This window comes from Vibrio sp. H11, from assembly GCF_004804295.1.
GTDB lineage: Bacteria > Pseudomonadota > Gammaproteobacteria > Enterobacterales > Vibrionaceae > Vibrio > Vibrio ostreae.
Window position 1 is genome coordinate 336,568 of record NZ_SSHN01000005.1, and the last position, 21,185, is coordinate 357,752.

The 21,185-nt window shown below is 51.2% G+C and carries 19 protein-coding genes; 10 read left to right on the forward strand and 9 right to left on the reverse strand.

Annotated elements, in window-relative coordinates; genetic code table 11:
* Nucleotide 1: 1 nt before the first annotated feature.
* The 5 genes from E6C74_RS10635 to E6C74_RS10655 all read right to left on the reverse strand — a co-directional run bounded on the left by E6C74_RS10635 (nt 2) and on the right by E6C74_RS10655 (nt 6,942).
* A complete protein-coding gene (locus E6C74_RS10635; RefSeq protein WP_136484895.1) occupies nt 2-1,960 on the reverse strand; it encodes a MacB family efflux pump subunit in 1,959 nt (652 codons plus the stop codon).
* Nucleotides 1,960-3,147, reverse strand: a complete 1,188-nt coding sequence (locus E6C74_RS10640; RefSeq protein ID WP_136484898.1) for an efflux RND transporter periplasmic adaptor subunit — start codon at nt 3,145-3,147, stop codon at nt 1,960-1,962. Before E6C74_RS10640 ends, E6C74_RS10635 begins: the two co-directional genes overlap by 1 nt.
* A 194-nt stretch (nt 3,148-3,341) precedes the next feature.
* Entirely contained in the window at nt 3,342-4,703 is a 1,362-nt protein-coding gene (locus E6C74_RS10645; protein ID WP_136484900.1) for an L-serine ammonia-lyase, read from the reverse strand.
* Between the two features lie 86 nt (nt 4,704-4,789).
* The gene (locus E6C74_RS10650) at nt 4,790-6,043 is read right to left on the reverse strand and encodes an aromatic amino acid transport family protein (RefSeq protein WP_136484902.1); all 1,254 of its coding nucleotides are present in this window, start codon (nt 6,041-6,043) and stop codon (nt 4,790-4,792) included.
* A 293-nt stretch (nt 6,044-6,336) separates the two neighbouring features.
* A complete protein-coding gene (locus E6C74_RS10655) occupies nt 6,337-6,942 on the reverse strand; it encodes a CoA pyrophosphatase (protein WP_136484904.1) in 606 nt (201 codons plus the stop codon).
* 83 nt (nt 6,943-7,025) lie between these two features.
* Between E6C74_RS10655 and E6C74_RS10660 the strand changes: the two genes are divergently transcribed.
* Both E6C74_RS10660 and E6C74_RS10665 read left to right on the forward strand, forming a co-directional pair.
* Nucleotides 7,026-7,571, forward strand: coding sequence for a heme NO-binding domain-containing protein (locus E6C74_RS10660; protein ID WP_136484906.1), 546 nt, complete (start codon nt 7,026-7,028; stop codon nt 7,569-7,571).
* A 117-nt stretch (nt 7,572-7,688) separates the two neighbouring features.
* On the forward strand, nt 7,689-8,981 hold the full coding sequence (locus tag E6C74_RS10665) for a sensor histidine kinase (RefSeq protein WP_136484908.1): 1,293 nt from the start codon (nt 7,689-7,691) through the stop codon (nt 8,979-8,981).
* Nucleotides 8,982-9,039: 58 nt separating this feature from the next.
* On the opposite strand, the gene pabB is transcribed toward E6C74_RS10665, so the two are convergent.
* Nucleotides 9,040-10,425, reverse strand: coding sequence for an aminodeoxychorismate synthase component 1 (pabB, locus tag E6C74_RS10670; protein WP_136484910.1), 1,386 nt, complete (start codon nt 10,423-10,425; stop codon nt 9,040-9,042).
* A gap of 199 nt (nt 10,426-10,624) precedes the next feature.
* On the opposite strand from pabB, the gene E6C74_RS10675 reads away from it, so the two are divergent.
* From E6C74_RS10675 to E6C74_RS10710, 8 genes are all read left to right on the forward strand, one after another.
* Entirely contained in the window at nt 10,625-12,142 is a 1,518-nt protein-coding gene (locus E6C74_RS10675; protein ID WP_136484912.1) for a fumarate hydratase, read from the forward strand.
* A 122-nt stretch (nt 12,143-12,264) separates the two neighbouring features.
* Nucleotides 12,265-12,450, forward strand: coding sequence for a hypothetical protein (locus tag E6C74_RS10680; protein WP_136484914.1), 186 nt, complete (start codon nt 12,265-12,267; stop codon nt 12,448-12,450).
* Nucleotides 12,451-12,653: 203 nt separating this feature from the next.
* A complete protein-coding gene (locus E6C74_RS10685; protein WP_136484916.1) occupies nt 12,654-14,033 on the forward strand; it encodes a YcjX family protein in 1,380 nt (459 codons plus the stop codon).
* Nucleotides 14,030-15,052, forward strand: a complete 1,023-nt coding sequence (locus E6C74_RS10690) for a TIGR01620 family protein (RefSeq protein WP_136484918.1) — start codon at nt 14,030-14,032, stop codon at nt 15,050-15,052. Before E6C74_RS10685 ends, E6C74_RS10690 begins: the two co-directional genes overlap by 4 nt.
* A 102-nt stretch (nt 15,053-15,154) precedes the next feature.
* Nucleotides 15,155-16,699, forward strand: coding sequence for a transcriptional regulator TyrR (gene tyrR / locus E6C74_RS10695; RefSeq protein ID WP_136484920.1), 1,545 nt, complete (start codon nt 15,155-15,157; stop codon nt 16,697-16,699).
* Nucleotides 16,699-17,274 (forward strand): ribosomal protein S5-alanine N-acetyltransferase, encoded by a 576-nt coding sequence (gene rimJ / locus E6C74_RS10700; protein ID WP_136484922.1) that lies wholly within the window; start codon nt 16,699-16,701, stop codon nt 17,272-17,274. The genes tyrR and rimJ overlap by 1 nt, the downstream gene beginning before the upstream one ends.
* 134 nt (nt 17,275-17,408) lie before the next feature.
* Entirely contained in the window at nt 17,409-17,996 is a 588-nt protein-coding gene (locus tag E6C74_RS10705) for an HD domain-containing protein (RefSeq protein WP_136485007.1), read from the forward strand.
* A 10-nt stretch (nt 17,997-18,006) separates the two neighbouring features.
* Nucleotides 18,007-18,480 (forward strand): DUF2947 domain-containing protein, encoded by a 474-nt coding sequence (locus E6C74_RS10710; protein WP_136484925.1) that lies wholly within the window; start codon nt 18,007-18,009, stop codon nt 18,478-18,480.
* Between the two features lie 104 nt (nt 18,481-18,584).
* On the opposite strand, the gene E6C74_RS10715 is transcribed toward E6C74_RS10710, so the two are convergent.
* The 3 genes from E6C74_RS10715 to E6C74_RS10725 all read right to left on the reverse strand — a co-directional run bounded on the left by E6C74_RS10715 (nt 18,585) and on the right by E6C74_RS10725 (nt 21,184).
* On the reverse strand, nt 18,585-19,463 hold the full coding sequence (locus E6C74_RS10715) for a DMT family transporter (RefSeq protein WP_136484927.1): 879 nt from the start codon (nt 19,461-19,463) through the stop codon (nt 18,585-18,587).
* 320 nt (nt 19,464-19,783) lie between these two features.
* Complete coding sequence (locus tag E6C74_RS10720) at nt 19,784-20,725, reverse strand: LysR family transcriptional regulator (RefSeq protein ID WP_136484929.1); 942 nt, start codon at nt 20,723-20,725, stop codon at nt 19,784-19,786.
* A 162-nt stretch (nt 20,726-20,887) separates the two neighbouring features.
* On the reverse strand, nt 20,888-21,184 hold the full coding sequence (locus E6C74_RS10725; protein WP_136484931.1) for a putative quinol monooxygenase: 297 nt from the start codon (nt 21,182-21,184) through the stop codon (nt 20,888-20,890).
* Nucleotide 21,185: the final 1 nt, after the last annotated feature.

Here is a 21,185-nt window from a genome sequence, read left to right on the forward strand (position 1 = left end):
CTTATTCCCTCGCCAAGGCATCAATCGGATTCAGTCGCGCTGCATTACGCGCGGGCAGATAGCCGAACAGCACACCGATTAGGGTGGAACAAAGGAAAGCCGATACGATCGACGTGGTGGAATAAATCATATTAAAACTACTACCCAAGGTGGCAAACAGCACACCAATTAAATAAGCAAGACCAATACCTATCGTACCGCCGCATAAACAAACCAGCACCGCTTCAATCAAGAACTGACGCAAAATATCATTTTGTCGTGCACCCACGGCCATACGGACACCAATCTCGCGGGTACGCTCTGTCACTGACACCAACATGATGTTCATCACGCCGATGCCGCCGACAATCAGTGAAATCACCGCAATCGCCGAGATCAGTAACGTCATGGTGGCGGTGGTCTTCTGAATATTCTGCTGAATGGTATCGGTGTTGATGGTGAAGAAATCCTGAGTACCGTGGCGCATTTTCAGCAAAGTAATGATCGCCTGTTCCGCCGCATCACTGGGTGTGTTGTCATTGACCCGCACCGAGATACGATTAAGGTAATTCTGGCCCATCATTCGTGCGCTGACTGTGGTGTAGGGAGCCCAGATGTTGAGTGAATCACTATTACCAAAAGCGCTCTCTTTCGGCGCAGTGACTCCGATAATTCGCAGTGGCAGATTGCCGGCAAAAATGACTTTACCAATCGGATTCTCATTTGGAAACAGCGACTTAAGGGTATTGCTGTCAATCACCACATCTTGGGCAATGCGCTCGACGCTGCTTTGATCCCAGAACTGGCCGTAATCCAGGGTGTAACCTTTAACCCGGAAATAGTCCGGTCCGACACCTTGTACCGACGCGGATACCGCCTGATTACCGAATTTCACTGTTGCGGATGTACTCAGGGTCGGAGTGACACTGTCAACAAAGCCCAGGTTGGTTAAAGCATCGGCATCGGCAGCGGTTAGCGTGCGTACCTGCCCGGAGCGCCGGTCGCCAAAGCCGCTGCCCGGCATGATGTCAATGGTGTTGGTACCCATGGACGAGATGCTGTCGAGGATCGACTTTTGCGAGCCGTTACCCAATGCCACCACAGAGACCACGGAAGCAATACCGATAATAATCCCCAGCATAGTCAGGAAGGTGCGCAGGCGGTGATTGGACATCGCCAGCAAGGCCATCTTGAGCGCTTCCCAAAACGAATCCCACAGTCTGCGGCTGCTGGCAAGGGCATTATTATTGCTGGCTGCTGCGACAAAATCCTGATTACTGACTTTCTGACCGGTTTTATTGACGGTATCACTGAGTATTTCACCATCTTTGATCTCGATGATACGGTTGGCATATTCAGCCACCTTCATGTCGTGGGTGACGATGATAATGGTGTGACCCAACTGATGCAGCTCCTGCAACAGGGTCATCATTTCCGAGCCGCTTTTACTGTCCAGTGCGCCGGTCGGTTCGTCCGCCAGAATGACATCCCCACCATTGACCAGGGCGCGGGCCACGGAAACACGTTGCTGCTGACCACCACTGAGCTGGTTAGGTTTGTGATCGAGGCGGTCGGACAGTCCAAGGCGGCCCAGCAGGCTCTGCGCTCGTTCCTGACGCTCTTTTTTGTCATAGCCGGCATAAATCGCCGGGATTTCCACGTTGCCCAGTGCAGTCAGGTCGCCCAGCAGATGATAACGCTGGAAGATAAAACCGAAATATTCGCGGCGCAGACGTGCCAGCTCATCAGACTCGAGCTGTGACGTGTTCTGACCATTAATCCAGTATTCACCGGAGGTTGGCTGATCGAGACAACCGAGAATATTCATCAGGGTCGATTTACCGGACCCGGACGTACCGACAATCGCCACCATCTCACCACGATCGATGCTCAGGTTGACGTTATTCAGCACCGTCAGGGTTTCATCACCGGCGGAAAAACAGCGGGTGACGTTGCTGATATTAAGTAGTGGCTGGGTCATTAAAAACGCATCCCCCGTGGGCCCATACGACGGCTGGCGGTGTCACCATTTTGTCCTTGTGTGCCTAAGATGATCTGGTCACCTTCTTGCAAACCGGATGTGATTTGCGCGTTGATTTTGTTATTGATGCCGACGGTCACGTCACGCATCTCTTCCTGACCATTGACCAGCACAGGTACCTGGTATTGCTCCTTGCGGCCCGGCTTGCGGATCAGCACCTGGGCCGGAACCAGCAGTGCTTGTTCGGCTTTGTCGAGTACAACCGACACTTGCGCCGTCATACCTATACGGAGCGTGCGATCCGGGTTATCAACTTCAAACAGGCCATGGTAGTAGATCGCTTCATCGTTGCTGACCGCGAGATCTTTGTCATCACCGTCCATCAGAGTAGGGCCGGGTTCGATCGCACGCAGGGTACCGTGGTAACGCTTATTTGGCTTACCCAGGATGGTGAAGTAAACAGGCAGGCCGGGCTGAACGTTCACCACATCCGCTTCAGAAATCTGCGCTTTGATGGTCATTTTATTCAGCTGAGCCAGTTCAATAATGGTGGGCGTGGTCTGGTTGGCGTTCACCGTCTGACCTTCTTCCACTGCGCTGTAAACCACAGTACCGTCAAACGGCGCACTGATGGTGGTATAGCCGAGGTCGACTTGTGCGCTGTCGACATTGATATTAGCTTGTTCGAGTTCGGCGTTCAGTTGCTCAAGTTCTGCTTTATAAACGGTGAGTGTCGCTTGCGCGCTTTCATAGTCAGCACGTGAACTGGCGTTATCGGCCAGCATGCCTTTCTGGCGAGTGAACTCGGCCTGTGCCTGAGCAATTTGCGCGCGTTTGGCACGAATCTGGGCTTTCAGGCTGTTGAGCGAAGCATTGGCTTCTTTGAGATTGTTTTGTTGGGTCAGGCTGTCAATCTGGGCGACCAGATCGCCTTGTTTAACCTCATCGCCCAACTGTACCGCCAGCTTTTCGATCTGACCTGAAACCTGAGCACCGACAGCGACCAGCTTAGAGGCCTGCAACATGCCGGTCGCGAGTACGGTATTTTCAATATTACCTTTCTGTACCGGCTGGGTAGCAAAAGTGAGCGGGGCTTCTTTGGGGTAAAAATAATAACTGGCACCGCCAATGACGAGCAAAAGGCCCCCGATGACGAGAAGTTTTTTCTTTATAGTAGTTTTTGGCATGAGAATGAGCATCGTTACTTGAAATAGAAATTATTATCATATTTATAAACTGATGCTGATTTGAAACAAGCGTTTAGTGCGTAAAACTAGGTAAAGAAGCGTAAATCGGGCGATAACTCTTTGTTGGAAAGGGAAAATAATAAAAAGCCCGCGGTCGGGGACCGCGGGCTTGAGACAATCCAACGCTCAATAAATCAGCAAATTACTTTAACTGCCAAGCCGCCTTGAGACGTTTCGCGGTATTTCGCGTTCATGTCTTTCCCGGTTTCCAGCATGGTCTCAATCACTTTGTCCAATGACACACGTGGCGCAGAAGAGCGGCGTAGTGCCATGCGGGTCGAGTTAATCGATTTGACGGCTGCAATACCGTTGCGTTCGATACAAGGAACCTGTACCTGACCAGCAACCGGGTCACACGTTAGGCCCAGGTTGTGCTCCATCGCGATTTCCGCCGCCATACACACCTGCTCCGGGCTACCACCCAACAGCTCAGCAAGGCCCGCTGCCGCCATAGAACAGGCAACACCCACTTCACCCTGACAACCCACTTCCGCACCTGAAATAGAAGCGTTCTGCTTGTAAAGACCACCGATTGCGCCTGAAGCGGCGAAGTAGCGGATGTAGTCTTTCTCGGTCACGGTCTGGATAAATTTGTCGTAGTACGCCAATACCGCCGGAATGATACCGCAAGCACCATTGGTCGGCGCGGTAACCACACGGCCACCAGCTGCGTTCTCTTCATTCACCGCGAATGCGTACATGTTGACCCAGTCGACCACAGCCATCGGATCGTTGGTGATCTTTTCTGAAGTCAGCAGTTGCTGGCGCAGCGCTGCAGCACGGCGCGGTACGCGTAGCGGGCCAGGCAGGATGCCTTCAGTGCTCATGCCGCGTTCCATACATTCTGTCATGGTACGCCAGATGTTAGCAAAGTAGTCGCGTACTTCTTCATCCGAGTGCAGGGCTTTTTCGTTTTTCATCACCAGCGTGCTGATCGACAGTCCACTTTCACGGCACTGCTCAACCAGTTGTTCTGCGGTGTTGAACGGGTAAGGCACCTGAACCGGAGATTCAACCGCTTTACCGAAATTCTCTTCATCGACGATAAATCCGCCACCGATAGAGTAGTAAGTTTTCGAATACACTACTTCATCGTTTACCCAAGCATGGATCTGCATACCATTTTCATGCAGCGACAAGTTGGTTTTGTGGAAATTCATTCCGCCGTCGCGCGGGAAAGCAACCGAATGATCGTGCATACCGACAGTCAGGCGTTCGGTCTGTTCAACATTGGCGATGAACCCCGGGATCGCATCAATATCCACAGACTGTGGCGAATTACCCGCCAGGCCCATGATGATGGCGATATCTGTATGGTGACCTTTCCCTGTCAGTGATAGTGAACCATAAACATCGACGGTAATTTTAGTGACGCTGAGCAGTTTTCCGTCTGCAACCAGATCATCAATAAATTGTTTACCTGCTTTCATTGGTCCAACGGTATGCGAGCTCGAAGGACCGACGCCGATTTTATAGATATCAAATACACTAATCATATTGATTACCTCAAAATTAAGCCCCCCTTATGATAAGGGAGGCCTTTATTATCGTTATATTCTGTGTTCTAAGCTGGTAACTGAGATTACAAAGCGCCGTAGATTACAGAACTAATAGCAGCAAGACCACAAAAAACTGTAAACAGTTGAACAGCTGCTGAAGTCTTGTACTTCGCCATTGCTGGCACCTTGTGCATGGCAAAAACTGGCAGCAAAAACAGGATCGCCGCAATCATTGGAGCGCCCATAGTTTCGATCATGCCAAGGATACTTGGGTTGATGATCGCGACGACCCATGTTGTCACAATGATAAAGAATAGTGAAATTTTCTCGATAGATTTAACCGGCATTTTACTGCGTGATTTCACCAGACCAACCAGACCTTCATGTGCGCCCAGGAAGTGGCCGAAGTAGCTTGAGGTAATTGCCGCAAATGCCACAATTGGCCCCAGGTAAGAGATCAGTGGTGACTCGTGTACGTTAGCCAGGTAAGACAGTACGCTGATGTTCTGTTCTTTTGCCATCGACAGCTGCTCCGGTGACAGAGACAGCACAACCGAGAACACGAAGAACATTACAAAGCCCATCAGCATCATTGCTGCACCGCCAGTGATCATGTCGGTTTTATTGACGGCATTGTCGCCATACTGTTGGCGCTGCTCTTTTGCAAACTGACTGATAATCGGGCTGTGGTTAAACGAGAACACAATGATAGGAATTGCCAGCCAGATGACGGTCGGCATTGACGACCAATCAGGAGACACTTCGATCATCGAAGTATTCCACTCCGGGATCAGGAAGACAGACAGAGCCAGCAGGATAAATACCAGCGGGTAAACCATAGCCGAAGTCGCTTTCAGCATCAGGTCTTTACCAAACACTACGCCAGCGGTCATCGCAGCAATCAGCGCACCAGATAATAACCAGCGAGGAATGGATGCCATACCTACCTGGTTGACCAGGAAAGAATCGACCGTATTGGTAATACCAACGCCGTAAATCAGAACAATCGGGTAAATGGCAAAAAAGTAAGCGAAAGTAATAAGATTAGCGCCAGTTTTACCAAAGTGTTCTTCAACAGTGTCTGTAATGTCTGAATCTGCTTGTTTTGCTGAAAGAACAAAGCGTGCCAGACTCTTGTGGGCAAACCAGGTCATCGGGGCAGCAATAAGGGCTAGAATTACTAATGGCCAAAAGCCGCCTGCACCTGCCTTGATTGGCAAAAACAGTACGCCGGCACCGACCGCAGTGCCAAATAATGACAGTGACCAGACAAAATCTTTATAGGTCCACTTGCCAGCAGAAAGTGTGGCAGCAGAAGCCTTTGTGGTTGTATTCATAGTGGATTACTCATTTTTTGGGAACAGGAAATAAGTCGGGAGCAATTTTGCAGAATTTTTCTCTGAAAAAATAGACTTAAATCATTAAATGTTCCCAACAGAGCAATGAGATAACAAAAACCTATGGAGAGTCACAAAAATCACGTGCCACTTGTGAAAGTTATTAACATAAGTAATTAAAAAAACTAATCCAAAAACAGGTAATGATGAGGAAAAGTTATCCTAATGGTCTAGAGTTAATGCTCGATAAAAAATAATCGTTTTCAAACCAGTTAATCCCCTCTATATAAGGGCTAGCGAATATAAGAGATGTGTTTTTGTAGCGATTGTATGATTTGAGCTGTCACACCCCATATAAAATGATGTTTATAAGGGATGGCGAATACACGGTGCGCGGCATTTTTAATTTGAAAGGTATCACTGAACAAACGGCGCTGGTCGAGTAAAAAATCCGCTGGTACTTCAAACACTTCCTCAACTTCGTTGCAGTCAATTCTGGTTTGGTAGTCTGAGGCGATAAACGCGACCACTGGCGTGACCGCGAACTGACTGACGGTAACAAGCTCAGGCAACTGACCCAAAATATCGATCTGGTGCTGCTCGATACCAATTTCTTCCTGCGCCTCACGCATGGCTGTCTGGTAAAGGGTGCCGTCGCCATCTTCATATTTACCACCGGGAAAACTAATTTGCCCGGGATGATGTTTCAGGTGCTCGGCACGTTTGGTGAGCACGACGCTAAGCCCTTGCGGGCGTTCGACAAAGCCAATCAGAACCGATGCCTTGCGCAGCGAACGCTCGCGCAAATGAGCGACTCGATGCATTGATTCAGCGTGATACCCGACGGGCGTTCTCAACTGGAAGCCCTGAATAAGTTCAGTTTTGCTGATGCGGCGCACAACGACGTCTCCTATATTCATATATATGTCTATACTTTAATAATCATGCTTTTATGAGCCTAGTTTAAGGATAGTTCAATAAGATGAAAGGCATTATTTTTGCCGAGTTTCTCGAGTTGGTGGAAGACAAATTCGGCCTCGATGTACTTGACAAAATGTTGCAGCAATCTGCAGATTCTGGCGTCTATACCTCAGTCGGCAGTTACGATCATAAGGCGCTGGTGCGGTTGATTGTTGAACTGAGTCAGATTACCGGTATTGATGTTAATGAGTTGCAGCGTGTATACGGTGTCAGCGTATTTCGTTCTTTGTACCAAACCGTGCCTCCGTCAGACAACTTGAGTGCGGTACAGGGCTGTTTTGCATTTTTGCGTCACGTGGAAGATTACATTCATGTTGAAGTGAAAAAACTCTATCCGGATGCAAACCCGCCCCAGTTTGAGTTCATCAGCCAATCGAGCGGAGTCATGACGTTTGATTACCTGAGCGCCCGTTGCTTTGGTCAGGTTTGTCTTGGTTTGATTGAGGGATGCGCTGCTTATTTCAATGAGCAGGTCGATATTTGTATGCAGCCCCAAAACGAAGATAACAGCAGGGTACGCTTTACGATCACAATGGTGGATGACTGAGACAAAACTCGCTCATTGGGTGTCTAAACCCGTGATCAAGATTAACAACAATAAGCCGCGTCATTAAAAGCAGCATGAGCTGTATCTCGTTAAAGAAAGTCATTGGGTAGGTGGAAAATGGATTTTAACTCGCCACTGGAACGCAAACTAGTCCGGGAGAAGGCTGCCCGCAAAGAAGCTGAAAAGCTGCTGGAAGAAAAAAGCTATGAGCTGTATCACGTCAACCAGCAGCTCAGTCTGGCGCTGAAGCAATTGCAGAAACAATCGTTGCAGGATTTGCAAAAGTTTGAGTTTGAAGAGCAGATAGATGCCACCTTAATCTATTTTGGCCGCGCTTTCCTGTCACGTCCTTTGGATAGCGGACTGCTGGCAACCTTTATTGAACGTCTGGCGCAAAGTTCAGCCATACGCTCAGCCTTAGTCCACATAGACGCAGGTCAGTTGGATGGTATCGAAAGCACACAGCTCGGCAATCCCGCGCTTGCTGAGGTAAAGCCTTTTGTCGATGTGCCGCACTGGCAGCAAGATTACCTGTGTCTGCCGCTGGTGGTTGACCGTCTTAAGTCAGGTTATTTAGTGTTTGAGATGGAAGATGAGCGGGTTGAGCGCGAGTTTGTCGTCAAGCAGTTGTCGCTGGTGGCAGAACTGCTTTGTAGTGCGTTACATCGTCAGTCGATCATGCAGCGCCAGCAGTCGTCACGTAAACGCGCGGAAGTGTCGGAAAAGGCCACCACGCAATTTGTGGCCATGATCGAACAAACGCTGCACGGCTCGCTCAATGAATTAATGCAACATTCGGATAAACTGATGGCCAGTAAACTCAATAAAGAGCAGCTGGAGCATTTGACGGCATTGCAACGGTGCGGTGACCGGATGCAGGCCATCATGAAAGATTTGTACGAGTTCAACCAGCTTCAGTCGGGGAGCATTCAGTTGTCACTGACTCCATTTAGCTGGCAGGAGGTTGAATCCTACCTTGTAGCAGAGTTCGGGCAACGGGCTAAGGATAAAGGACTGACTTTCACTATCGACAGTTGTGACGAATTGCCCAAACGTTGGGTCGGGTCAAAAGAGCAGATTGAACAGATACTGCATCATTTGGTGGACAATGCGATTAAGTTTACGGATCAGGGTGAGGTGATGGTTTCCGCCCGCTGGCGTCACGATCAATTATTGCTGCGGGTCAGAGACAGTGGTATTGGTATCCCGCTTTCAGCGTATGCAGCATTATTTGATCCCTACAGCGCGGTCAATCACCACACAGCGCAAAACAGGCAAGGAGCCGGACTCGCTTTGCCGGTGTGCAAGCAACTTGCGCAATTGCTGGGCGGAGAGCTGGATATGTCCAGTGAGGAAGGGGTAGGGAGTGAATTCTTTCTCACCTTACCAATTCAGGTTGCCAATGTCTGAGCACACAGTGGCGTTAAAGTAAAAAACGCGCTTGTGGCGCGTCTTTTTACGGTGCGACTCAGTCGGCAAGGACCGGTAAAATACGGCTTAGCTTATCGAGTGTTTCCTGATATTCGGCGCTCCATTCGCTGTCTGCAACCAGGCCGCCACCGGCCCAGGCATACAACTGCTGGTTTTGCGCGATCAATGTACGGATGGTGATACTGGTATCCATACGACCGTGGCGGCTGATGTAACCGATGGAACCACAATATGCGCTGCGGCGATGCGGTTCCAGCTCTTCAATGATCTCCATCGCACGCACTTTAGGTGCGCCGGTAATCGACCCGCCCGGGAAACTGGCGCGCAGCAGGTCCGCACATTCATATTGGTCATCGAGTTGAGCGCGAATCGTGCTCACCAGGTGGTGAACGGCGGGGAAACTTTCAATCTCGAATAATTTCGGAACGTGTACTGTGCCCGGCTTCGCCACCCGGCCAATATCGTTACGCAGCAGATCAACAATCATCAGGTTTTCGGCCTGATCTTTTTCGGCATTGGCCAGCTCATCGGCAAAGGCAGCGTCTTGTTGCGGATCTTCACTGCGAGGGCGGGTACCTTTAATCGGCTTGGTTTCGATTTCCCGCTCTTTGACCTGCAGGAAACGCTCCGGAGAAACACTCAGGATGGCACACTCTTCGGTGCGGATAAACGCAGAGAAGGGGGCCAGGTTAAAGCGTTCCAGCTTGAGATAAGCGAGCCATTCGCTGCCTTGATAGCCGGCCTGAAAACGCTGGGTCAGGTTAATCTGGTAACAGTCACCTGAGCGCAGGTATTCCTGCACCTGGTTAAATTTAGTGCGGTAGCTTTCCCGCGTCATGTTCGACTGCCATGGGGTCGTCAGAGCAAACGGTGCCTGGCTCTCTGCGGCGTGCTGTGCGAGAAGGGGGTCAGCCTGTTCAATATTCTGGCCAACCACACAAGCGGTTTGGGTTTGATGATCCACCACCACTGCCCATTGGTAAAGGCCGACCGCCATGTCCGGTGCGGTCAGATCTTTTTCGGCAATGCTCGGTAAACGCTCGACCCGACGGCCAAGGTCATAGGCAAAATAGCCGACCGCGCCACCGACAAACGGTAAATCGTGCGGGTATTGCAGCTGCGGCAGGTAGCGACTTTGTAATTGTGCCAGCAAATGGAACGGATCTTCCTGTGACATGGTCTCGCCACTTGGCTCACTAATGCGTGTCTGCTCATCGGCTGTGGTCAGCGTCACGACAGGGTTCATCACTACGATATCGAAACGGCTGTCGATATGCTGCTCGGAAGCAGAGCGAAGCATCATCGCCCAGGGTTGGTGCTCAACCTTGGCAAACAGCTGATTGGCGAGTTCCGGGTAATAAGTAAGCGGCTTGGACTGAATGTGAGTAAGTTCGTTGTTATTCATTTGTGTAAATTGTGACAAAGGGACTGATCACTGCGTAGCGTGTTGAGGAAAGCGAGAGTATCATATTCGCCACGATAAAACTTCAATAATAAGCAGCGACTTGACGGTTGCAGGCGGCGAACGTTCAGTCGAATTTCGCTATCTGGCTTTACTGCGTTCCTCTGTGTGCCGATCAAGTCTCTGTTTTGGAAGTAACATAACGATAACGAGGCATGCAATGACGGTTATACGCAAGCAGGACGTCATCAGCAGTGTGGCTGATGCACTCCAGTACATTTCTTACTACCACCCTTTAGATTTTGTTCAAGCCCTGGAACAAGCTTACCATCGTGAAGAGAGCCAAGCGGCGAAAGACGCGATTGCTCAGATTCTGATTAACTCAAGAATGTCGGCAGAAGGCCACCGTCCAATCTGTCAGGACACGGGTATCGTGACCTGTTTCGTCAATATCGGTATGGCGGTGCAGTGGGATTCGCACGATATGACGGTTCAGCAGATGGTTGATGAGGGTGTGCGTCAGGCCTACACCAACCCGGATAACCCGCTGCGCGCCTCTGTGCTGATGGATCCTGCCGGCAAACGTATCAACACCAAAGACAACACCCCGGCTGTTGTGCACATCAACATGGTGCCGGGCAATACGGTTGAAATCCAGATCGCCGCGAAGGGCGGCGGCAGTGAAAACAAAACCAAGATGGTCATGCTCAACCCATCCGATGACATTGCTGAGTGGGTAGAGAAAACTTTGCCGACCATGGGTGCCGGCTGGTGTCCACCGGGTATGCTGGGTATTGGGATCGGCGGTACGGCAGAGAAAGCAGCGGTACTGGCAAAAGAATCGTTGATGGAACACATTGATATTCAGGAGCTGATCGAGCGCGGTCCGCAAAACGCGGAAGAAGAGCTGCGTCTGGATATCTTTAATCGCGTTAACAAACTGGGTATCGGTGCCCAGGGCCTGGGCGGCCTGACCACTGTGGTTGATGTCAAAATCAAAACGGCGCCAACCCACGCTGCTTCTAAGCCAGTGTGCCTGATCCCGAACTGTGCGGCGACGCGCCACGTGCACTTCACGTTGGATGGTTCTGGTCCGGCGGATCTGCAGCCACCAAAACTGGAAGACTGGCCGCAAATCACCTGGGAAGCGGGGGCCAACACACGCCGTGTTAACCTGGACACCGTTACTAAAGAAGAAGTGCAAGAGTGGAAAACCGGTGAAACGGTTCTGCTGTCAGGCAAAATCCTGACCGGACGTGATGCTGCACACAAACGTATTCAAACGATGCTCGATAACGGCGAAGGCCTGCCAGAAGGCGTGGATCTGAATGGTAAGTTTATCTACTACGTCGGCCCGGTTGATGCGGTCGGTGACGAAGTGGTTGGCCCTGCAGGCCCGACCACGTCAACCCGCATGGACAAGTTTACCGACATGATGCTGGAGAAGACCGGCATTATGGGCATGATTGGTAAAGCGGAACGTGGTCCGGCAACCGTTGAGTCGATTAAGAATCACAAAGCGGTTTATCTGATGGCTGTCGGCGGCGCTGCTTACCTGGTTTCAAAAGCGATCAAGAAAGCTCGCGTCGTCGCGTTTGAAGACTTGGGCATGGAAGCGATCTACGAATTTGAAGTCGAAGATATGCCGGTGACGGTTGCGGTTGACTCGCAGGGTGTCAACGCGCACCAGGTGGGTCCGGATACCTGGAAAGTGAAAATTGCCGAAGCGGCGAAGTAATTTTTTTCACAAATGTTCCAGGCTCGACATTGTTCGCGCAAAAATGACGAAGGTGCAGCGTAAGCTGCGCCTTTTTGTGTTTATAATAACCCTCTAAATAGTTGAAACGTCAGGAGTGCAGAATGCCTCGCTTTATTCAAATCCTGCAAATCGTTATTGCGGTTGTTGTCGGTGCCCTTATTGGCTATGACCTGATTTTGCACGGTATCAGTATTTTCGATAATAAATATGTCACCACAACATGTGTGCTGTTTGTATTGTTAGAAATTGCCCTGTTTGTGGTTTACAAGCTGATCGAAGACGATTAAACGCCGCCTGTGCTCTGGTGTGGTTGTCCGCCGACAAGCTGCAATATTTAAATCCTAAGCCTCTGATTTTATTCAGGGGCTTTTTTATTCATCTCGTATTAAGATTAGGTAAGGTAGGCTTGGGGGCGTTAAGCAACGTAGGGCATTGCCTGACATGGCATCCAAATGATAACGGAGCATTTAAATAATTACGGAGACGATGAATGAAGCGTATTAGCCAAGAAATGACTGATTTAATCCATCGCGGCCTGGACTCTCATGTTCGTCTGGCGGTGACCGGGTTGTCGCGCGCCGGGAAAACCGCCTTTATCAGTTCTCTGGTTAATCAACTGGTGCATACCTCAACGCATGACAATCTGCCACTGCTCGCGGCGGCGCGTGATAAACGTATCATTGGCGCAAAGCGGGTTCCGCAAAGTAATTTGATGGTGCCAAGCTTTGGCTACGATGAAGCCATGAGTCAGTTACATGCCAACCCGCCACACTGGCCGGTTCCGACCCGGGATGTGAGTGAAATTCGCCTGGCAATTAAATATAAGACGCACAGCCGCACCCGCAAGCTGATCAGTAAAACCTCGACCCTGTACCTCGACGTGATTGATTATCCGGGCGAGTGGTTGCTGGATTTACCGTTGCTGCAACTCGACTTTGAAACCTGGTCTGCGCAGCAGTTTAATGCTCTGCATGGCAAGCGGGCTGAGCTGGCACAAGAGTGGTTAACACAACTGGATCAGCTGGATTTGCAGCAAGAGGCCAATGAAAAAAACTTGGCTGAAATTGCGGCGCTGTACACTGATTATCTGCACCGTTGTAAAGAAGCGGGACTGCACTGGGTGCAGCCGGGGCGTTTTGTTCTGCCTGGAGAGCTGGCCGGTGCGCCGGTGTTGCAGTTTTTCCCGTGTCGCCCGGATACGTTACAGCACAAAAACGGCAAACATTCGATGCTGGCGCTGCTGAAGCAGCGTTACGAAGAGTATCAGAACAAGGTGGTTAAGGCGTTTTACAAACATCACTTCGCAACGTTTGACCGCCAGATTGTGCTGGTCGACTGTTTATCACCGCTTAATGAAGGGCATGAATCTTTTATGGATATGCGCGATGCGCTTGAGCAGATCATGCAGAGCTTCCGTTATGGCCGCAGCGGCATGCTCAGTCGTCTGTTTGCACCCAAAATTGATAAGGTGTTGTTTGCGGCGACCAAAGCCGATCACGTCACGCCCGATCAGCATCCGAATATGGTGGCCTTGTTGCAACAGATGATTCATCCGGCCTGGCAGCATACCGCGTATGAAAATATAGAGATGAGCTGTCTGAGTATGGCATCGGTGAGAGCGACCCAGTCGGGCCATATTGAAACCGGGCAGGGCAGAGTGTCTGCCATCCAGGGCACGACTCTGCAAGGCGACAACATGACGGTTTATCCCGGTGAGGTGCCAAAACGTCTGCCTAACGCCGACTTCTGGCACAATCGGTCGTTCGATTTTACCGCGTTCCGCCCGATGTCAGGTCATCAGGATGAGCCGCTGAAACATATTCGTCTGGATAAAGCGCTGGATACACTGATTGGAGACAAACTGAAATGAGCGAATACAAAACTCGTCAGGTTTTTGAGCAGCCACTGAGCAGTGAAGAAACGCACATTGAACTCAATACCCAGCAGCAGTTTGCTGAGCAGGATAAATTCGTTCCCAGTATCGCGGAGCCGCAAGAGACACCAGCGGAAGCCGAACTTGAGCAGGTCATTCGCCCTAAGCGCGGGCGTAAATGGTTTACTGTCACTATGCTGGGTGCGTTTTCCGGCCTGGTCGGCTGGCAGGCCATCGATAGCGTGGTCACCGCTGTGCAAACGGCCGATTGGCTCAGCCTGGGCTGGAGCGGCTTTGTTTCAGTTCTGGCCGGTTTGGGTATCGGTGCGATTGGGAAAGAGCTGTGGAAGCTGCGTCAGCTCCGTCACCACTTTTCAGTTCAGGAGCAGGCCGAGAGTCTGATTGCCAATAATGCGGTGGGCCAGGGCGAAGCATTTTGCCGCGATCTAGCGCAACAGGGTGGTATTCAGCCGCAGAGTGCGGCATTTCAGCGCTGGCAGAATTCGCTGGATAATAGCCACAGCGACGCCGAAGTGCTGGATATGTACGATGCCATGGTAGTCAGTGAACAAGATAAAAAGGCGACTAAGCTGGTGTCGCAATACGCCACAGAGTCCGCGGCGCTGGTGGCTATTAGCCCGTTAGCCGTTGCGGACATGTTGTTGGTCGCCTGGCGCAATTTTAAAATGATCGATCAACTGGCCGAATTGTACGGTGTTGAGCTGGGTTACTGGTCACGCCTTAAGCTGTTTAAAGCGGTGTTGGTTAATATGGCAGCAGCCGGTGCCAGTGAGCTGGCGGTGGATGCCAGTATGGATCTCCTCACCATGGATCTGGCCGGTAAAGTGTCGGCCCGCGCCGGACAAGGGCTGGGTATCGGTATCCTCACCGCACGCCTGGGGCTGAAGGCGATGTCTTTACTGCGCCCGTTACCGTGGCATAAAGATCGCGCGGTCAAATTAGGTGCAATCCGTAAACAAATCGTGGCGAAAGTCACGGCGCTTACGGTCAAATAGCGGAAAGTAGCCGTTGAAACAAGAGATTGCTTGACGCCATTCGGGCCTTGATAGAAACTACTGTCAACTTTTCGTGACACTTTCTGATTAGGAATAAATTCAGTGCGTCTTGAAGTCTCTTGTGAAGACAGACTCGGGTTGACCCGGGAACTGCTCGATATTCTCGCATCCAAAAATATTGATTTGCGCGGCATTGAAATCGATGTGATTGGTATTATTTACCTCAACTGCCCGGACATCGATTTTGAAACCTTCAGTGAATTGATGGCCGAAATTCGTCGGATTCCCGGTGTCAGGGACGTGCGAAAAATTCAGTTTATGCCGATTGAGCGTCACAACACGGAACTGATTTCCCTGCTCAACAACCTGCCTGACGCGGTACTGGCGATTGATCTGAAAGGCTCAGTCGATATGGCGAACCACTCTGCCCAGTCAATGTTCCATAAAGATGAACAAGAGATGATCGGCGCGCATGTCTCGACACTGCTGCCGGCGTTTAATTTCTCACGTTGGGTGGAAGGTAGCAAGTCACGGGTACGTGAAGAAGTGGTACTGGATGGTCTCGATTATGTGATGGATCTGATGCCGGTTTACATTACCGGTGAGTCGAAAGAGTCCACCCTGGCGAGCTCCATGATGATCATTCGTTCAGCCAACGCCAACGTGGTCGCTGACGATAAGCTGCCGCTGCACAATAACCTCGGATTTGAACACTTTGTTGGTGTGTCTAACCGCCATAAAACGCTGATCAATCAGGCGAAAAAACTCGCGATGCTCGATCAGCCACTGCTGATTGAAGGCGAAACCGGTACCGGTAAAGAGATGCTGGCCCGTGCCTGTCACAATCGTTCTAATCGTTCGGATGCGCCTTTTCTGGTGTTGAGCTGTGCATCCATGCCGGATGATGTGGCCGAAACCGAACTATTCGGACACGCTCCGGGGTCGTTTAACCATCAGCAGGGTCATAAAGGTATTTTCGAACAGGCAAATGGTGGCACGGTATTCCTGGACGAAATTGGCGAAATGAGCCCACACCTGCAGATCAAACTATTGCGTTTTTTGCAGGACGGCACTTTCCGCCGGGTCGGTGAAGAGCATGAAGTGCATGTCGATGTGCGTGTGCTGGCCTCGACCCGCCACAATCTGGCTGAGCTGGCCGAATCGGGTAAGTTTCGCGAAGACCTGTTTTACCGCCTCAACGTGCTGACTCTGCGTATTCCGCCGCTGCGAGAACGTCCGAGCGATGTACAACCGCTGCTGGAGCTTTTCGTTGCTAAGCATTGCCACAAAATGGGCATGCTGAAACCGAAACTGGAAGAGGGATTGCTCGATCAACTGGCCCAATATCAGTGGCCGGGTAACATGCGTCAGCTGGACAACATGGTGCTGCGTGCCCTGACCGAAATGCCGGATGACAAACTGGGTGTCGAATATTTCCATCTGCCACAGTTGGAAACCGTCTCCTCGGGTATAGCGAATGTCAACCTGGACGGTGCGCTGGATGACATCATGAAAGAGTACGAAGCTCAGGTACTGGATCGTCTGTATCAGTCGTTCCCGTCGAGTCGTAAACTGGCTAAACGACTCAACGTTTCACATACGTCGATCGCAAACAAGCTGCGCGATTACGGCATCAGGAAGCGCTAATGGAAAGTTACAGTACCGCCAGCCATGTCTATGAAACGGATGGTGAGATCCTGCTTCGCACGGCAGAACCTGACGATGCGAAATTAATCTCGGACTATTTCATCGCCAACCGGGCGTTCCTGAAGCCTTGGGAACCATTGCGCGAGAGTGAGTTTTTCACTGAATTTGGCTGGCAGCAGCGCTTGATCAAACTGCATGAACTGCACAAAATGGCGCTCGGCTACTATCTGCTGATCATTGATGTGAAAACTCACGCCATGTTAGGGACCATCTCGTTCAGCAACATTTCGCGTTTTCCGTTTTATGCCTGTAATGTCGGTTATTCTCTGGCCGAGCAGGCTCAGGGACGCTATATCATGTCACGAGCACTCAAAATGGCCTGTGATTACATGTTTCGCGTACAAAATATGCACCGCATTATGGCGGCGTATATGCCGCGGAATAAGCGCAGTGAAGCGGTACTGCTCGGTCTGGGTTTCGAACCGGAAGGGCATGCGAAAGATTACCTGTTGATTGACGGTAAGTGGGAAGATCATAATCTGACTTCGCTGCGCCACCCGCACTGGAAGATGTAGCCGGGCGTTGAACTGGTGTTGAGGCGCCGGTTGAACGGCCTTGCAAACAGTAATTGAGATGAGAAATGACAATGCCCATAGAGCCCGATACCACTCCGAATCAGCCTGAAACGGCCCACTCTGCAACCGATAAGCTGACAAGAATGCAGCAGCAACTGGCGTTGGTGCTGGAGCTGGATCGCCTGAAAAGCGTGTTACGCCGTACTCGGGTCAAAAGTGCGCAGGGGCGGGCCGAGAACAGTGCTGAACACAGCTGGCATGTGGCGATGATGGCTTTGCTGATGGAAGAGCATGCCAACCAGCCGGTCGATATCGGCCGGGTACTCAAAATGCTGCTGATGCATGACATGGTCGAAATTGATGCCGGTGACACCTTTGTCTATGACAGTGTCGCCAGCGCGCAGCAAGAAGAAAAAGAGCTGGCCGCGGCTGAGCGTCTGTTCGGTATACTGCCGCAAGAGCAGGGTGAAGAACTGTTTGCCCTGTGGCGTGAATTCGAAGCGGCGCAAAGCGCTGATGCGCAGTTTGCCAAAGCATTGGATCGCCTGATCCCGATGTTGCTGAATTATCATAACCAGGGTCAAAGCTGGTTAGAACATGGCGTTACCCGCCAACAAGCCCTGACCGTGAACCGCCGCATTGATGACGGTTCACATGCGCTGTGGGATTACGCACAGCAAATGATTGAACACGCCACCCAACAAGGTTGGCTTAAAGCCTGAAGGACATTGCATGTCGTATTTGCCTTTGGAACAGTACCAAAGAAAATGGATTTTCACGCACCAGTCTATGCCGGTTCCGGCAGAGGATCTGGAACAGATCAAACCTATGTCTCAAATGCGCGCGGCTCAGTTCTGGAAAGAGAACCTCAGTGCGCAAAGCCCTGATGCCGAGCGTTTCAGCTCGCAGGACTGGCCGAGCAAAACCAACAGCTGGCTACATGAAGTGGAGTGGATGGCAGAGTGGGAGAGTGATGATGAAGCTCTGCCTGAGGCGATCCTGGAGCATATCGACTGGCAGGATGATGTGACGGTCTACTTCTGCTATGAGAAATACAACGTCATCGAGACCAAGTGGTCGGTATTCAAACGCCACTGGAAAAACTTCCTGTTTTATGATGACGGCCCGATCCTGCTCGGGCGTCGCCGTCAGCAAGCGCTGTGGTTCAATACCAATGGTACAGTCAAACTGGGTCAGCACGAATAATCGCGCAACTTAGTGCTATTACTTTTCTTAAACAACAAGAGTAAATAAAAAACCGGCGTCATGGCCGGTTTTTTGTATCCGGAGCGTCGCAGGCCGCTGTCGGATCAATCCTGTATGACCACCACCCGGCTGCGGCTGGCGGCCAGTGTACTGCCAATAGAGGCACTGATGATAAGCAGTATGGCTCCCCATTGCGACAGGTCGAGCGTTTCACCCAGAATAGCCAGTCCGGCCATGGCGGCAATCGCCGGCTCCAGGCTCATCATGACACTGAAATGTTGGGTCGACAGACGGCTCAACGCCATCATTTCCAGGCTGTATGGTAGTGCACTGGACAAAATGGCAATGGTCAGTGCCATTGGCACAATCGACCAGGTAAACAGCGGACCTTCCGCTAAATTAGCCCCGAGCGGGAAATAGATCACAGTGGCGATACACAGGCCAAGCGCCACGGTGGCACCGCCGCTGCCAACCGAGCCGGCCCGCTGTCCAAACCAGATATAGGCTGCCCAGCAACCGCCTGCCGCCAGTGCCAGCGCAACTCCTATTGGGTCAAGTGCATCGACACCGGACATGTCCGGCAACAATAAGGCCAGCCCAGCAACCGCCAGCGCGACCCAGACAAAATCCCGTTTACGCCGCGAAGAGAGTAACGCCAGCATCAGGGGGCCGGTAAACTCCAGTGCAACACCAATGCCGAGCGGAATGCGTTCCAGCGCGAAATAGAAGGTCATCTGCATGCCGCCAAGCGCAAAGCCATACACCGCCATAGCCCGCCATTGGCTGCGGCTCAGCCGCAGTCGCCACGGACGGAAAATCAACACCAGCAGCAGGGCGGACAAGCCGATGCGCAGCGCGACGGTACCGCCGACACCAACCACAGGAAAAAATTGTTTAGCGATGGATGCACCGGACTGGATTGTGATCATGGCACAAAGCAGGCAGCCGACAGCAAGCACAACCGGAGATTTATTCAGTAACATAGGCACCGTTATTATTGTAAAAGCCAACCCAATGATTATTAAAGCTAACGCGAGGATTATGCCGCAATTGTTGCGCAGCGAATACCCGATCCAGAGCGATTTATCTGCTGGCGACAACGCCAATTTGTTGAATAAACAGTAAGAAAGCGCCAGGTATTGGCTCGTTTGACAACGTTACTCGCTGATTTATGAGTGGAATTTGATTGTAACTTGCACAGTAATGGTGCGCCATGTTCGTCATGCAACGCTGTGCACAGCGTCGCATTCAGACTGCCTCACTATTTCAGACTGCCTCACTATCATCGCGTATCAGCGATGATTCACATGGCGAGGCTGGAGCGTTGTGACATGATGTCTTTCACCTGGCGCATACGTTGTTCGCATTTGCTTTGCAAGAACTGATGCAGCGCACGGGTGGAGTGATTGAGTAAACGTTTATCGGCACACACCAGATAGACCGGGCAGGGTTCCGATTGCCATTCGGATAACAGCGGTAGCAGACGGCCGTCAATAATGTCCTGACTGATATCGAGCAGCGATTTGTAGGCCACGCCTCGTCCGTTGACGGCCCAGCGATGCACTACATCACCATCGTTAGCACTGAGTCTGCTTTTTACCACCACGGTTTCCGGATTGCCGTCTCTCCAGAAGGTCCAGCGGTTGTGGTAAGTATCTGATAGCATAAAACAGAGGCACTGGTGAGCGAGCAGATCACTTGGCTTGACGATGGCCGGTTTGTTTTGAACATACTCAGGACTGGCGCAGATCACTCGGGTATTATGGCGGCAGATAGGTAAGGCAACGAAGTTGGAATCCGGTGGTGTGCCGTAGCGAATCGCCAGATCGATCGGGCGGTGATACAGATTGGTGATGCCATCCGATAAATCGAGGTTGATCGACAGGTTAGGATGCAACTCCATAAATTCATCCAGCCAACTCAGCAACTGATTACGGCCGAAATCCGACGGCGCGGACAGATTGAGCGTACCGGAAATTTCGCCCTGGCTTTGCGCAATCTGATCCAACCCTTCCTGAATGGTACTCAGTGCAGACTGAGTCTTTTGCAACAGAATATCGCCCTCGTTGGTCAGACGCAGGCTGCGGGTCGAGCGGACAAACAGTGCAAACCCGAGCTGGGATTCTAGGCGTTTGATGGCAGCGCTGACCGCAGCCGGAGTCAAATCCAGGCTATGCGCTGCTTGTGAAAAGCTGCTTTGACGAGCGGTTTCGACAAAGATATTAAGATCGTTTAATGCTTTCATGAGGTTCTGTAACCAATAAGGACAGTTTATCTCACCATACTTCGTGAATATTGGAAAGCATTTCGCAGCTATAGAAAAGCGCCGTCTCCCTCACAGAGAAACGGCGCCTGGTTTTTTCAGCAGGTCGACAGGCATCAAGCCGTGTACTTAACGCAGGCGTTGTCAGGCCAGAGCGGTCAGAAAGCGCAGGTTAAGCGATTCCAGTAACCCGTCTTGCTGGGTTTGATGTACAAACGCCTGGAAGTGTTCGGTCTGCTCATGCAGTTGCAACGCTTCACGGCTGGCCCAGATTTCGTCCATCACGAATAACCCGCTTTGCGTGTCATCCTGATAGAGGTTGTACTGCACACAGCCTTCGTCCTGGCGAGAAGGCTCAACCAGAGCCTGCAACGCCTGAGCCAATTCCGCTTCTTTGCCTGCTTTGGCGGTAATTTCCGCCAGCAGTTTGACCTGGCTCATA

What these genes read in the sequence shown, in the direction of transcription:
- E6C74_RS10680 (WP_136484914.1), top strand. Translation starts at nt 12,265, where the DNA reads ATGCCTCGCTTTATTCAAATCCTGCAAATCGTTATTGCGGTTGTTGTC.
- E6C74_RS10635 (WP_136484895.1), bottom strand. Translation starts at nt 1,960, where the DNA reads ATGACCCAGCCACTACTTAATATCAGCAACGTCACCCGCTGTTTTTCC.
- E6C74_RS10650 (WP_136484902.1), bottom strand. Translation starts at nt 6,043, where the DNA reads ATGAATACAACCACAAAGGCTTCTGCTGCCACACTTTCTGCTGGCAAG.
- E6C74_RS10720 (WP_136484929.1), bottom strand. Translation starts at nt 20,725, where the DNA reads ATGAAAGCATTAAACGATCTTAATATCTTTGTCGAAACCGCTCGTCAA.
- E6C74_RS10675 (WP_136484912.1), top strand. Translation starts at nt 10,625, where the DNA reads ATGACGGTTATACGCAAGCAGGACGTCATCAGCAGTGTGGCTGATGCA.
- E6C74_RS10690 (WP_136484918.1), top strand. Translation starts at nt 14,030, where the DNA reads ATGAGCGAATACAAAACTCGTCAGGTTTTTGAGCAGCCACTGAGCAGT.
- E6C74_RS10715 (WP_136484927.1), bottom strand. Translation starts at nt 19,463, where the DNA reads ATGTTACTGAATAAATCTCCGGTTGTGCTTGCTGTCGGCTGCCTGCTT.
- E6C74_RS10725 (WP_136484931.1), bottom strand. Translation starts at nt 21,184, where the DNA reads ATGAGCCAGGTCAAACTGCTGGCGGAAATTACCGCCAAAGCAGGCAAA.
- E6C74_RS10640 (WP_136484898.1), bottom strand. Translation starts at nt 3,147, where the DNA reads ATGCCAAAAACTACTATAAAGAAAAAACTTCTCGTCATCGGGGGCCTT.
- rimJ (WP_136484922.1), top strand. Translation starts at nt 16,699, where the DNA reads ATGGAAAGTTACAGTACCGCCAGCCATGTCTATGAAACGGATGGTGAG.
- E6C74_RS10660 (WP_136484906.1), top strand. Translation starts at nt 7,026, where the DNA reads ATGAAAGGCATTATTTTTGCCGAGTTTCTCGAGTTGGTGGAAGACAAA.
- E6C74_RS10685 (WP_136484916.1), top strand. Translation starts at nt 12,654, where the DNA reads ATGAAGCGTATTAGCCAAGAAATGACTGATTTAATCCATCGCGGCCTG.
- E6C74_RS10710 (WP_136484925.1), top strand. Translation starts at nt 18,007, where the DNA reads ATGTCGTATTTGCCTTTGGAACAGTACCAAAGAAAATGGATTTTCACG.
- E6C74_RS10665 (WP_136484908.1), top strand. Translation starts at nt 7,689, where the DNA reads ATGGATTTTAACTCGCCACTGGAACGCAAACTAGTCCGGGAGAAGGCT.
- E6C74_RS10645 (WP_136484900.1), bottom strand. Translation starts at nt 4,703, where the DNA reads ATGATTAGTGTATTTGATATCTATAAAATCGGCGTCGGTCCTTCGAGC.